The following is a 14017-nucleotide window of genomic DNA, read 5'->3' as shown; positions in this document are numbered from 1 at the left end:
ATAACCAATTTTTTATCCTTGCAAAATCACGAAAAAAAATATTTATCTGTTAAAGATTACTTAGTTTCAGATGAATCGTTTGATTTGATTTACGATCCAAATTTGGAGTTTCTGAAAACATTTCCGCAACCAAAAGCGGAAGAACTTTCTAAATATTACGAAAGCCAGGAATACATTTCGCATACTGATGAAAAACGTGGTTTGTTTTCAAAATTATATCAACTGGTAAAAAAATGGTCTCTTCAGAAGAAAACAAAATTGATTCTTGACCAAAATAAAGGTATAGGTTCCTTGCTCGATGTTGGTGCTGGAACAGGAGATTTTTTAAAAGCTGCAAAAGAAAAAGGCTGGCAGGTCCATGGAACAGAACCAAATAAAAATGCCACAAAATTGGCTTTGAAAAAAAACATTGAATTAGAATCTTCTTTAAATGACTTTGAAGGAAAACAATTTGACGTAGTTACACTTTGGCACGTTTTGGAACACATTCCAAATTTGGAAGAAACGATTTTAAAATTATCAGCATTGGTGAAACCGAGGGGAACTTTAATTATTGCGGTTCCTAATTTCAAAAGTTTTGACGCCAACCATTACGGAGAATTTTGGGCAGCTTTTGATGTGCCTCGACACCTTTGGCATTTTTCAAAAGAATCAATTAAAAATCTTTTTGCTGAAAATTTTGAATTAGAAAAAATTGAACCAATGATTTTTGATTCTTTTTACGTGAGTTTACTTTCTGAGAAATATAAAACAGGAAACAAATTTTCCCTAAAAGCTCTTTGGATAGGTTTAAAATCTAATTTGAAAGCAAAACGTACAAACGAATATTCTTCACACATTTACTGCTTCAGAAAAGCAAAATAAGCGAATTTTAGCGCGTTTAAGGCATTTAGCGCTAAAAATGAAGGATTGCCCTGGCTGTTTTAAAATTGTTTGGGAAAACAAATTAAAAAGACCATTTTAAAATAGTCTCTTTCTATTTTAATCTATAAACTATAAAAATTGATTATACTAATTCTGGTTTGTGAATTAGTCGAGTTAATTTTATGGAAAGATCCGTAAAAATTATTTTGGCATTTCCATTTCGCTCTATATGATATGAAGCATCTTCTAAAGCGGAGTTGATTTCAAAAATATTATTTTGATGGACGAAAGGTGCAAATTTTGGAAGCGAGAAGGATTCATCTTTTGCTTCAAAAAATAAAAGAGTATCTGCGTTGTAATTTTTTAAAAGTGCTTGTCTAAAAACCTCAATACAATAGAAAAGAAATTTTTTTTGCGTTTCTCTTCCCTGCCCGGCAAGTTCATCGCTCCAATCCAATAAATTGTTTATTGCAGCTTTATTTCCTTTTGCTCTAAAAGCAGTTCGAACCCAATTGATAAACCATTTTTCAAAAATTTCATCTTCCCCAGTTTCTTCTAATAATTGAAGGGCTTTGTTATAATCACCTCGCGATCTTCTTGCGGTTTTAAAAGCTAAGGATTCTTTTATTTGATGGTTTTTAACCAAATTATCAGCAATGTCAGTCTCTGAAAGAAGCGATATTGTCAACTTTTGGCAACGCGAACGGATAGTGGTAATAATTTGTTGTTCTTTTTCAGTCAATAATAGAAGAACGGTTTTATCTGAAGGCTCCTCAATCAATTTAAGGATTTTATTGGCGCATTCGCCGTTCATATTGTCAGCCATCCAAATAATCATCACTTTGTAACCGCCTTCAAATGCTTTGAGGGAAAGCTTTTTCGAAATATTTTCAGCTTCAAATTTGCTAATATTTCCCTGTTTTTTTTCGATGCCAATACTCTGCAACCATTCAAAAAGAGAGGCATAGGGATTGTTCAACACAAAATTTCGCCACCCTTCGGCATAATTATCCGAAATCGCATTCTTTTTAACGTCATCACTCGTATTTACTGGATAAACGAAGTGTAAATCTGGATGAATCAATTTTGAAACCTTGTTTTTACAGGAAATGTATTCTTGGCTTCCTTTTTCATATGGGTCGCACAACAATTCGGAAGCATAGGCAATTGCCAACGGCAGCAATCCACTTCCATTAACGCCCGAAAATAGCTGTGCATGCGGAATGCGGCCGTTTTCAATGGTTTTTAAGAGATGCGATTTTATATGTTGGTGCCCGATTATTTCTGAAAAATCCATTCGCAAATCTAAACAATTTTGCGGGTTTTTTGACTGTCGAAATTTTAATGAAATCATAACTTAATGACGCCAAAACATAGAGGGTAATAAACCTCAAAAGAAGTATATTTGCACGAATAAATTTTAGAAGATGAAAACAGTAAAAAATATAGATTTTAAAGGCAAGAGAGCTCTGATACGTGTAGATTTTAATGTACCGTTAGATGAGAATTTCAGCGTGACTGACGACACTCGCATACGTGCTGCTAAACCTACTATTATTAAAATTTTAGAAGATGGCGGAAGCTGTATTTTGATGTCTCACTTAGGAAGACCAAAAAACAGAGAAACTGAATTTTCATTGCAACATATTGTTAAATCGCTATCTGATGCACTTGGAATACAGGTTAAATTTATTGATGACTGCATTGGTCCAAAAGTTACTCAAGCTGTTGAAAGTTTGAAATCTGGTGAAATTCTTTTACTGGAAAATCTTCGGTATTATGAAGAAGAAACAAAAGGGGATCGCGATTTTGCTGAAAAATTGTCAAAACTTGGTGATGTTTATGTGAATGATGCTTTTGGGACAGCCCATCGAGCTCATGCTTCAACGGCGATAATTGCAGATTTTTTTCCGGAAAACAAATGTTTTGGATTGCTGCTTGCTTCAGAAGTTGAAAGCGTGAAAAAAGTTTTGGAAACTAGCGAGAAACCAGTTACTGCAATTATTGGTGGGGCAAAGGTTTCTTCAAAAATTACAATTATTGAAAACATTCTCGACAAAATTGACCACCTGATTATTGGCGGTGGAATGGCTTTCACATTTATAAAAGCGCAAGGCGGAAAAATAGGAAGTTCCCTGGTTGAAGACGATAAACAGGAATTGGCGCTGGAAATATTGAAAGAAGCAAAAAAGAAAAACGTTTCTGTTCACTTGCCCGTTGATGCCATAATAGCAGATGCTTTTTCAGAAACAGCAAGCACAAAAATTGAAGCTGTTAATAATATTCCAGAAGGCTGGATGGGATTAGATGTTGGTCCAAAAACAAATGAAATTTTCGCAGAGGTATTAACTGGATCTAAAACTATCTTATGGAACGGCCCCGTGGGTGTATTTGAAATGGATAAGTTTGCTGAGGGCACAAAACTTTTGGGGCAAAATATTGCTAAAGCTACCCAGAATGGTGCATTTTCACTGGTGGGCGGTGGAGACTCCGTTGCGGCAGTGCAAAAGTTTAATCTGACCGACAAGGTGAGCTATGTATCTACTGGCGGAGGCGCGATGCTTGAAATGCTTGAAGGAAAAACATTGCCAGGTATAGCTGTATTGTTGTAAAAACGTTAAATATCTGTATATTAGTGTTTTGGATTGAAAATTTGCATAATTTCGCAAATTGATTATTTTTGATAAAATTTTTTATTTGAATAAGCGTTACAATCCCTAAGTGATTGACCCTTATTTGCTATAAAAAGAGTATTAATCAGGCGAATTTGCCATAAATCCCCAAATGCAATAAATAAGCTGATGAAACTAAACAAAATCCTCCCCCTTATGCTGTTGCTGGCCTGCAGCATGAGTTTTGCCCAACCAGGTAAAAAGAATGTCAAAAAACTGAATACTAAAAAGGTTCAAGTTGTTGACTCTATAAAAGTTTCTAAAATTGCTGAAGAATTGCCCTCTACTGTTGTAGCTACAGGCATTAAAGACACAATTATATTTGATTTAAAAGACATGGCCCTGGCCAGAAAAAAAGACAGTCTTTGGTTGAAAGAACTCTATAAATCTGATCTTTTTGAGGATGTTTATAATAGTGTTGCCAATCAAGAATTTGATCCAGTTGACTATGATGAGCTTCCAACAGAAGTTTTAAAACAGCGCCTTAAAGAGCTTGATGCACGCACTCCATTTAAAGTTGAATACAATCCATCTCTGGAAAGTGTAATCAAACAATACCTTAAAAATAGAAGAGGAACCCTTGAGCGTTTAATGGGCTTGAGCGAATATTATTTCCCGATGTTTGAGCAGGAACTCGACAAAAACAATCTTCCTTTAGAATTAAAGTATTTAGCGGTTATTGAATCTGCCTTAAACCCAAGCGCTCAATCAAGAGTTGGTGCCACGGGCCTTTGGCAATTTATGTATCCCACTGGCAAAATGTTTGGTTTAGACGTGAGTTCCTATGTTGATGAACGTTCAGATCCAATAATGGCCACAGAGGCAGCCTGTAAATACCTTAAAAGCCTAAACAACAGTTTCAATGATTGGGATTTGGCACTTGCAGCATATAATTCAGGTCCAGGGAACGTTTCAAAAGCAATTCGCCGTTCAGGTGGAAAAACAAATTACTGGAATCTCCGTGATTATCTTCCACGTGAAACCGCTGGTTATGTTCCTGCATTTTTAGCCACTATGTACATTTTTGAATATGCAAAAGAACACGGTTTTAAAAAGCAAAGTGCAAGAATTCCTTTCGTTGCTACAGACACTATAAAAGTAAAGAAGCAAATAACATTGGATCAAGTGGCAAAACTCACCAATCTTGACAAAGAAGAATTGGAATTTTTGAACCCTTCCTATAAGCTTGGGATCATACCCGTAATTAAGGATGAGAACTATATGTTAAGGCTTCCGCTTACCCATGTTGGTGCTTTTGTGAACAATGAAGAAGCTATTTATGCCTTCGCTCAGGAAGAACAGGAAGAAGCTGAAAAACCAATGCCTGAATTATTCGAGCAACCTGAAAAAATTCGGTATCGAGTTAAAAGAGGTGATTATTTGGGTAGAATTGCAGATAGATATGGTGTAGGTGTGAGCCAAATAAAAAGCTGGAATGGAATGCGAAGCAACACCGTTAAAGTGGGACAAAACTTGATTATCTATCCTAAAAAGAGCAATCAGGACATTGCTGTCAATAGTACACCTTCGCAAAGTAATTCCTCCGAAAAAACATACACAGTGCGCAGCGGGGACTCTTTATGGAGCATTTCACAAAAATTTCCTGGTGTTACAGTACAGAATATCAAAAAATGGAACGATATTAGTGGTACAAACTTAAAGCCCGGAACTAAACTTAAAATCTATAAAGGATAGTTCCATAAAAACATCCTTTTAATGAGACCCATTTACCTTGTATTCTTTTCGCTTTTTTTTGCATTTACTTCATGCAATGATAGCGGAAAAAGAGATAAGTCCCTTCTTCCAGATTCAGTAGGAAACATTAATGCCCTTCAGATTGTTATACCTAACGATTTATGGAATGGTATTGTTGGGGAAGCAATTCGAAATAACTTTGCAGCACCTGTAGATGGTCTTCCTCAAGACGAGCCATTGTTTTCAATGAACCAAATGCCCCCCGAGGCTTTTACTGGTTTTGCGCGAAGCAACAGACTTTTTTTGTATGTGGTTCTTAGCGAGGAAGATAAAGTAACAGTTGCCAAAGACGAATATGCTAAACCACAGACCGGAGCTATAATAAAGGCTACTTCTGAAGAAAAGCTTGTAGAATTAATAGATAAAAATGCTGCCAAAATAATAGAATCTTTCCATGCTTCCGAAATTAAGGAAAGACAGCGCAGAACCTCAATTTCATTGATGAAAAGCGATTCTTTAAGAAAGGTAATGGGCGTGAGTATGCAAATTCCAAGTGCTTATAGAATCGCTAAAGCAACCGACAGTTTTTTTTGGATGCGAAAAGATTTAAAAGACGGAACTACCAATATTTTGGTATATGAAGTTCCTCTCACGATGATTAAAAGCGATAGCACCGCAGTTGGCGACATTATAAAAATCCGCGATTCCATTGGAAGCAAATTGTTGCCAGTTGAAGATGAGGGTCAGTTTATTACTGAAGATGCCTATGCCCCATATATTTTCAAATCAGAAATAGACGGTAGGTTTGCTTATAAAACCAAAGGAACTTGGGAAGTGAAAGACGCATGGATGGGTGGCCCTTTTATTAACTATGCGATTAGGGACGAAAAAAACAATCGCTATTTAATTATAGAAGGCTTCACCTATGCCCCTAGTGCAGCAAAAAGAGACCTTCAGTTTGAATTGGAGTCTATATTGAATACTGCCAAACTGGAATAATATTTAAATAATCCTTGCAGGTCATAACCAATGGAAGGATTAGAAACCAAAAAGAGCCTTTCAATTTTAAAATTGAAAGGCTCTTTTAGTTTTATATAAAAGGAAACTACTTATTGTCGTCGATTTTTTTATCGGTAGTATCATCTTTGGAAGCATCCTTAAATTCTTTAAGGCCGCTACCCAAACCGCGCATGAGTTCCGGAATTTTCTTTCCGCCAAAAAGCAGTAGTACAATTACTACAATCAATATAATCTGCCAAGGACCAACTACACCTAAAGAAATAAATAATGCGTTCATAATTTCTAAATTTAATTACGCAAAGGTAACAAGAATTGTTTAGATACAACGTTTTGAGAGTAACTTTAGCTTGTATGGCTATAGTTTATTTTATATTTGTAAAAAGTAATTGCGCAATATGACAAATAAAGAAAAAGGTGCCAAACGGTTCAAAAGGAAGTTATTGCACAAATACCGATTGGTAATTCTGAATGAAGAAACCTTTGAAGAGCGTTTTTCGTTTAAGCTTAATAGATTGAATGTATTTGTTTTCAGTACACTTTTTGCGTTGTTTTTAATTTTAACAACTACTTTCATTATTGCCTTTACGCCTTTAAGAGAATATATTCCTGGTTATTCATCTACTACTCTAAAAAAGAAAGCCACCCGTTTAGCCTACCAAACAGATTCACTACAGAAAATTCTGGATGTAAATGAGGCATATCTATCATCAATCAAGAAAGTGCTCACAGGCGACGTTAAAACAGTAGAATTCAATAAAGACTCCATCATTGAAGTGGCCAAAACAGATCCGTCGGTTTTGATTAGAACTTCCAGAAGGGATTCCCTGTTGCGCCAAGAAGTGGCAAAAGAAGATAAATACAATCCACTTATTGCGCCTCAAGTGCAGGAATATGCTTTGTTCACACCTGTTAAGGGAGCCATTTCAGAGCCTTATGATTCCAAAACAAAACATTATGCCGTTGATGTGGTTACAGCAAAAGATTCGCCAGTCAAAGCCGTGGCAGACGGCACCGTTATTTTTGCTGAATGGACGGCTGCTACAGGCTACGTAATTATTCTAAAACACAACAACAGCCTAATTTCGGTCTATAAACACAATGCGATGCTAACCAAAGAACAGGGCGAACTTGTAAAAGCAGGCGAAGTGATCGCAACCGTTGGAAATACCGGAGAATTAACCACTGGTCCACACCTTCATTTTGAACTTTGGCGCGATGGATACCCCATCAACCCTACCAGCTTCATAGATTTTGATTGATAGCCTATGTCCCTAAAATCCGTTTCCGCTAAAATTTTCTCTAAAATTGTTGTCATCCGAATTCAAAAATGGTCCTCTAAACCTCTTGAAACACAACAAAAAGTTTTTGATGCTTTAATTTCTGAAGCAAAAAATACAGCCTTCGGAAAAGATCACGATTTTGAAAATATTGATTCCTTTGAAGAATTTACTAAGAGGGTTCCAATACGTGATTACGAAGAATTGAAACCTTATGTAGATCGTGTGGTTTCAGGGGAAGAGGACGTTATGTGGCCTAGAAAACCGCTCTATTTCGCAAAAACTTCGGGAACAACTTCGGGCGCCAAATACATTCCGTTAACTAAGGAATCAATGCCGTTTCACATTGAAGCCGCTCGAAACGCGATTCTTTGTTACATCAACGAAACTGGAAACGCAGATTTTGTGGACGGCAAAATGATTTTCCTCCAAGGAAGCCCAGAAATGCAGGAAAAGAACGGAATAAAAGTAGGCCGGCTTTCGGGTATTGTGGCACATTATGTTCCAGCCTATCTCCAAAAAAATCGCTTGCCGAGCTTGGAAACCAATTGTATTGAAGATTGGGAAACAAAAGTGGACGCCATTGTTGAAGAAACCAAAGATGAAAACATGACCGTTATCAGCGGCATTCCATCTTGGGTACAGATGTATTTTGAAAAACTTCAAAAAACCACTGGGAAAAAGGTTGGCGATCTTTTCAAAAATTTCAATCTGTTTATTTACGGCGGTGTAAATTTTGAGCCCTATCGCGCAAAATTTGAAAATTTAATAGGAAGAAAAGTGCACAGCATCGAGCTTTTTCCTGCCAGTGAAGGCTTTTTCGCCTTTCAGGATAGCCAAAAAGAAAAAGGAATGCTTTTACTTTTGAATTCTGGGATTTTTTATGAATTCGTGGAGGCCAGTACTTTTTTTGACGAAAATCCAAAACGTTTGACCATTGGCGAAGTGAAAACTGGCGTTAATTATGTGATGATTATTTCAACAAATGCGGGGCTTTGGGCCTATAATTTGGGCGATACGGTTCAGTTTACTTCAACAAAACCGTACCGTGTAATTGTATCGGGAAGGATAAAACATTTTATTTCGGCATTTGGCGAGCACGTGATTGGAAAAGAGGTGGAGGAAGCAATGAACAAAGCAATTTCAAAATTCAATTTTTCAATTACTGAATTCACCGTTGCACCACAAATAACTCCTTCCGAAGAAAACCTTCCCTATCACGAATGGTTGGTAGAATTTGATAAACCACCGGAAAATCTTCAGCAAGTTGCTAAATTTCTTGATATTGAAATGCAACAGCAAAACTCATATTATTTTGATTTAATTGAAGGAAAAGTGCTTCAACCATTAAAAATCACTTCTCTTAAAAGAGATAGTTTTCAGCAATTCATGAAATCACAGGGCAAACTTGGAGGGCAAAATAAAGTACCGCGTCTTTCCAACGATCGTAAAATTGCTGATGCGCTTCTTCAAATTCAACCTCAAAATTAGTATTATCTTTACACCCAATGAATGAATTAAAATCACATACAAGAACACGTGCACAGGAAAGCACGGGCGCCATTGAAAAGCTATATATCACTATGCGCCATCTTTTTAACCGTGGGTTTTATAAACCTATGGGTGTTTCCGGCGAATCACTTCGGGAATCTTTATTAACACTTCGTCCAGAGATTTACGGCTCTATAAAAGAAGATAAAATTGAGCTTCAGGGTTTGCTTTATGTAATGGATCGCTTGCCTGACGGCATTGAAGAGTGTAGATTCATTAACCTGACCAGTGATGAGGGTTATAAAAACTCACATTTTGAACCTATAATCCCTTTAAAACGCCGCAGAAACTGTTACCGTATAGATTCGGAACAGATGAACATTGAAATTACTCGTGGCCGTTCGGAAATCTATGATATATTAACGCATTTGACCTTTCTTTTTGTAGAATCTCACAAGATTATGAAACAAGTTCTCATTAACGAGAATGGAGAAGTGATTCGTGATTGGAAAAAGTTGGAGCAGGCTGTCTTGAAAAAAGGCAAACTTACTCAGGAAGAAAAAGAAGTAGCGCTAACGCACACTGCAAATTTCCTTGGCAGAACCTTTGAAGAGGTAAAGAACGTTTATCCATATTTTGCGACCGAAAAGAATGAAAACAGGTTTTTAAATATTATTTATTTTCTCGGCAAAATAGCAATACAGGAAATTATTGAAGACAACAAACGCATCATAACCTTTAGCCCTGTACTTCGTGAAAGTTTGGGGCATCATATTCACGGTGAAAAGTGGGCATATCAAATAAAGCAAATCTTGCAGGAAAAAGGACTGTTAGAGCGACCAATGCACATTATAAGTGCAAATATGCATAGCGTTATGAATAGTCTTTACGCACCAAAAGCGTTAGCTTCCGAATTTTTGAAAAAGAAACCAATGCAAGTTTTTGAAGCATTGAGCATTTCTTCCAATTTAAAATTACGCGAAAAAGTTACAAAAACCGCTTTAGCCGAAGGCATGATTTTTATTGAAGACCAAAGTGGAACGAATATAGACGTACAAATTATTGATACATCCAAAATAAAGAAAAGCCCATATACAAGCGGATTAAAAGATATAGAAGATTTAGAAAAACCCATTATAATTGTGATGGATTATGCTTTTGGAGAACAAGCCTACGAAACCATGGACGAACTTTTAAAACCCTTTGTGGATAATTTTAAAAAGCGTCATTTTTTAAATGTGGTTTCTGTTTCAATTATGGGAAAAGCAGGAATTTTAGAAGGTGGTAAAGGTGATATAATGATTCCATCAGCACACGTTTTTGAAGGCACTGCAGATAATTACCCTTTTAAAAATAAGCTTGAAAAATCACTTTTTAAAGATGATGATGTAAAGGTTTGCACTGGAACTATGATTTCAGTGTTGGGCACTTCCCTTCAAAATCGTGATGTGTTGAAGTTTTTCCACAATTCCACGTGGAATGTAATTGGACTCGAAATGGAAGGAGCGCATTACCAAAAAGCGATTCAGGCGGCTTCAAAAATTAGGCGAAGCATTAGCCCAAAAGTGAAGGTTCGTTATGCCTATTACGCTTCGGATAATCCATTGGAAACTGGAAGTACGTTGGCTTCTGGCGGCTTGGGCACCACGGGTGTAAAACCCACCTATTTGATTACCGAAAAGATGTTAAAACAGATTTTAGACACTTCTAAAAATTAATTTTGAAAAACGATAAAGCACTGATTACCGGAGGAGCAGGATTTATAGGTTCCAATTTTGTGGAATATGTCCTTAAAAATTCAGAAGACGAAATTTTCGTGCTGGACAAGCTAACCTATGCCGGAAATTTGAAGAATTTGGAAGCTGTTTCACATAAAATCACCTTCGTAAAAGGAGATATTTGCGATGCTGAATTGGTTCAAAATTTATTTGCGGAACATCAATTTCAAAAAATAGTTCACTTCGCCGCAGAAAGCCACGTGGACAATTCCATTTCGGGACCTTCAGAATTTATTCAAACAAACATTGTCGGCACATTCAACTTACTTCAAAGTGCCTATAAAACCTGGATGAACGGGCCAAATGATTTGAAAGATGAATTCAAAAATGCACGTTTTCTACATATTTCCACCGATGAGGTTTATGGAACTTTAGGCGAAACAGGACTTTTTACGGAAGACACTTCTTATGCGCCAAATAGCCCGTATAGTGCGTCAAAGGCTTCGTCTGATTTTATTGTGCGCAGCTACTTTCACACTTATGGAATGCCGGTTGTAACTACAAACTGCTCCAACAATTACGGTCCAAATCAGCATAAAGAAAAATTGATACCAACTATAATTCGAAAAGCAATTTCTGGCGAACCTATTCCAATTTACGGGGATGGAAAGAACGTGCGCGATTGGCTTTATGTAATGGACCATTGCAGTGGTATTTATTTGGCTTTGGAAAAAGGAAAACTCGGAGAAACCTATAACATTGGCGGCCGAAACGAACGCGAAAACCTTTATATTGCAAATGTTATCTGTGAATTACTAGATGAAATGCTTCCGAAGGATGTTGCTAATAAAGAACAGATAACTTTTGTAAAAGACCGGCCAGGCCACGATTTTAGATACGCCATCGATGCTTCAAAAATTGAAAATGAACTTGGTTGGAAGGCGAAAGAGAATTTTGAAACAGGCATTCGGAAAACCATTGAATGGTATTTGAACAATAAAGACAGATTATGAAGGGAATCATTTTAGCAGGAGGCTCAGGCACGCGTTTGCATCCAATCACTTTGGCGGTGAGCAAACAATTGATGCCTGTTTATGACAAGCCTATGATTTATTATCCGCTGTCAACACTCATGATTGCAGGTATTCGGGATATTTTGATTATTTCTACACCGCAGGATCTTCCACTTTTCAAACAACTTTTGGGTGATGGTAAAAAACTGGGTTGTAGTTTTCAATATGCAGAACAAGCAAACCCTAATGGCCTTGCAGAGGCGTTCATTATTGGAAAGGATTTCATCGGAAATGATAAAGTTGCATTGATACTTGGTGACAATATTTTTTACGGTTCAGGTTTAAAGGAATTGTTGCAATCAAACAACAATCCAGATGGTGGTGTAATTTACGCATACCACGTTTTAGACCCCGAAAGATATGGTGTTGTGGAGTTTGATAAAAGCGGAAAAGCACTTTCAATTGAGGAAAAACCCAAAAATCCAAAATCAAATTACGCCGTTCCCGGAATCTATTTTTACGACAATAGCGTAGTGGAAATTGCTGCCAATATAAAACCGAGCCCCCGTGGCGAACTGGAAATAACCGATGTCAACAACGAATATTTAAAAAAGGGGAAACTGAGCGTCAGCATTCTCGATAAAGGTACCGCTTGGTTGGACACAGGTACATTTGCTTCATTGATGCAGGCCGCACAATTTGTGGAGGTTATTGAGGAAAGACAAGGTTTAAAGATTGGCGCCATCGAGGAAGCTGCGTATGAAATGGGCTATATTTCAAAAGAACAATTAGTAGCGTTGGCAGAACCATTGCTGAAAAGCGGCTACGGAAAACATTTACTTCAACTAGACTAGATTTGGAACTAAAAAAAACACCTTTAAAAGATTGTTTTATACTGAAACCGAACGTTTTTCGGGACGAGCGCGGACTTTTTTACGAAACCTACAATCAAAAAGTTTTTGAAAAAGTTACGGGACTTAATGTTGATTTTGTGCAGGATAATCAATCGATTTCATCAAAAGGTGTGTTGCGCGGACTTCATTTTCAAAATGGTGAAATGGCGCAGGCTAAGTTGGTTCGCGTTGTAAAAGGAACAGTATTGGACATTGTTGTAGATATTCGAAAAAATTCAGAAACCTTCGGAAAATCATTTTCCGTTATTTTGGATGATGTGGAACATCTGCAACTATTTGTCCCTCGCGGGTTTGCGCACGGTTTTATTACACTTTCGGAACAATCCATTTTTTCTTATAAATGTGATAACTACTACGATAAAGCTTCGGAAAGCGGAATCATCTATAATGACGCAACCTTAGCGTTGGATTGGCATCTTCCGAAGGAAGAATTTATTATTTCAGCAAAAGATTTGGAACTTCCCGGTTTTGAGGAAGCGGTTTCATGAAAAAAATACTGGTAACAGGCGCAAACGGACAATTGGGAAGATGCATAAAAGATGCAGCTGCCAGTTTTCCCGACCTTGAATTTGTCTTCGTTTCAAAGGAAGAACTCGATATAGAAAATTCGGACTTGCTTCTAGATTTCTTCAGCAAAAATTCCTTTACACATTGCATCAATACTGCAGCATACACCAACGTTGAAAATGCGGAAAGTGAACCTGAAAAAGCTTTTGCCATCAATGCCGAAGCAGTAAAAAACGCAGCGATTTCCTGTAAAGAGAATGATGTTGTTTTGCTTCACATTTCCACAGATTATGTTTTTGATGGAAAAAAACAAACACCCTATTTGGAAACCGACCCTACAAACCCCATCAATGTTTACGGGGCTTCCAAGTTGAAAGGAGAAAAATATATAGAAGAAATTTGCACTAAGTATTTTATATTTCGCACCTCGTGGCTGTATTCGCAATACGGGCATAATTTTTTGAAAACGATCTTAAGATACGCTGAAGAAGGAAAGCCACTTACAATCACAACCGAACAGACGGGAACGCCCACAAATGCAAATGATTTGGCGAAAGCGCTTTTACAGGTAATTGCGCAAGATTCAAAAGATTACGGCGTTTATCATTACAGCAATTACGGTGAAACCACATGGTTTGGCTTTGCTGAAGCCATACTTCAGCAAACCGAAAAATTAAAAGATGCAAATCTTGCAAAAACCAACCATTACCGTACTTTTGCCGCACGGCCGGAGTATAGTATATTAGATAATACAAAGTCACAGAATAAGTTAAAAACAAAACATATAGATTGGCAGGAAAGCCTGAGATCTATAATAAAAGAGTCAGTCATTAATTTATAAATAAT

The 14017-nt window shown here is 37.0% G+C and carries 13 protein-coding genes; 11 read left to right on the top strand and 2 right to left on the bottom strand.

What is annotated here, in order from left to right:
* Window positions 1–18: 18 nt before the first annotated feature.
* Entirely contained in the window at window positions 19–864 is an 846-nt protein-coding gene (locus Q2U82_RS04915; protein WP_410006596.1) for a class I SAM-dependent methyltransferase, read from the top strand.
* Between the two features lie 142 nt (window positions 865–1006).
* On the opposite strand, the gene Q2U82_RS04910 is transcribed toward Q2U82_RS04915, so the two are convergent.
* Window positions 1007–2161, bottom strand: coding sequence for an ATP-binding protein (locus Q2U82_RS04910; protein WP_410006595.1), 1155 nt, complete (start codon window positions 2159–2161; stop codon window positions 1007–1009).
* A gap of 130 nt (window positions 2162–2291) precedes the next feature.
* Here Q2U82_RS04910 and Q2U82_RS04905 point away from each other — a divergent pair, with 130 nt between their 5' ends.
* From Q2U82_RS04905 to Q2U82_RS04895, 3 genes are all read left to right on the top strand, one after another.
* Window positions 2292–3476 carry a phosphoglycerate kinase gene (locus Q2U82_RS04905; RefSeq protein ID WP_410006594.1) on the top strand — a complete coding sequence of 395 codons (1185 nt, stop codon included), beginning with the start codon at window positions 2292–2294 and terminating at the stop codon, window positions 3474–3476.
* A gap of 189 nt (window positions 3477–3665) precedes the next feature.
* Complete coding sequence (locus tag Q2U82_RS04900) at window positions 3666–5231, top strand: LysM peptidoglycan-binding domain-containing protein (RefSeq protein WP_410006593.1); 1566 nt, start codon at window positions 3666–3668, stop codon at window positions 5229–5231.
* Between the two features lie 21 nt (window positions 5232–5252).
* On the top strand, window positions 5253–6230 hold the full coding sequence (locus tag Q2U82_RS04895) for a DUF4837 family protein (RefSeq protein WP_410006592.1): 978 nt from the start codon (window positions 5253–5255) through the stop codon (window positions 6228–6230).
* A gap of 106 nt (window positions 6231–6336) precedes the next feature.
* Here Q2U82_RS04895 and Q2U82_RS04890 read toward each other — a convergent pair whose 3' ends face one another.
* Window positions 6337–6528, bottom strand: coding sequence for a twin-arginine translocase TatA/TatE family subunit (locus Q2U82_RS04890; protein WP_410006591.1), 192 nt, complete (start codon window positions 6526–6528; stop codon window positions 6337–6339).
* A 118-nt stretch (window positions 6529–6646) separates the two neighbouring features.
* On the opposite strand from Q2U82_RS04890, the gene Q2U82_RS04885 reads away from it, so the two are divergent.
* From Q2U82_RS04885 to rfbD, 7 genes are read left to right on the top strand one after another with little or no spacing between them, the layout of a single operon-like run.
* Entirely contained in the window at window positions 6647–7510 is an 864-nt protein-coding gene (locus Q2U82_RS04885; protein WP_410006590.1) for a M23 family metallopeptidase, read from the top strand.
* A gap of 6 nt (window positions 7511–7516) precedes the next feature.
* On the top strand, window positions 7517–9019 hold the full coding sequence (locus Q2U82_RS04880) for a GH3 auxin-responsive promoter family protein (RefSeq protein ID WP_410006589.1): 1503 nt from the start codon (window positions 7517–7519) through the stop codon (window positions 9017–9019).
* 17 nt (window positions 9020–9036) lie between these two features.
* A complete protein-coding gene (locus Q2U82_RS04875) occupies window positions 9037–10737 on the top strand; it encodes a DUF6909 family protein (RefSeq protein ID WP_410006588.1) in 1701 nt (566 codons plus the stop codon).
* Between the two features lie 2 nt (window positions 10738–10739).
* Window positions 10740–11750 carry a dTDP-glucose 4,6-dehydratase gene (rfbB, locus tag Q2U82_RS04870; RefSeq protein ID WP_410006587.1) on the top strand — a complete coding sequence of 337 codons (1011 nt, stop codon included), beginning with the start codon at window positions 10740–10742 and terminating at the stop codon, window positions 11748–11750.
* Window positions 11747–12604, top strand: coding sequence for a glucose-1-phosphate thymidylyltransferase RfbA (rfbA, locus tag Q2U82_RS04865; protein ID WP_410006586.1), 858 nt, complete (start codon window positions 11747–11749; stop codon window positions 12602–12604). The genes rfbB and rfbA overlap by 4 nt, the downstream gene beginning before the upstream one ends.
* A 2-nt stretch (window positions 12605–12606) precedes the next feature.
* Window positions 12607–13152, top strand: coding sequence for a dTDP-4-dehydrorhamnose 3,5-epimerase (gene rfbC / locus Q2U82_RS04860; protein WP_410006585.1), 546 nt, complete (start codon window positions 12607–12609; stop codon window positions 13150–13152).
* On the top strand, window positions 13149–14012 hold the full coding sequence (gene rfbD / locus Q2U82_RS04855) for a dTDP-4-dehydrorhamnose reductase (protein ID WP_410006584.1): 864 nt from the start codon (window positions 13149–13151) through the stop codon (window positions 14010–14012). The genes rfbC and rfbD overlap by 4 nt, the downstream gene beginning before the upstream one ends.
* Window positions 14013–14017 lie beyond the last annotated feature (5 nt).

Source organism: Aequorivita nionensis (assembly GCF_046352995.1).
Lineage (GTDB): Bacteria > Bacteroidota > Bacteroidia > Flavobacteriales > Flavobacteriaceae > Aequorivita > Aequorivita nionensis.
The sequence above is the reverse complement of the archived record's forward strand: the minus strand, read 5'-3'. Positions and strand labels throughout refer to the sequence as shown.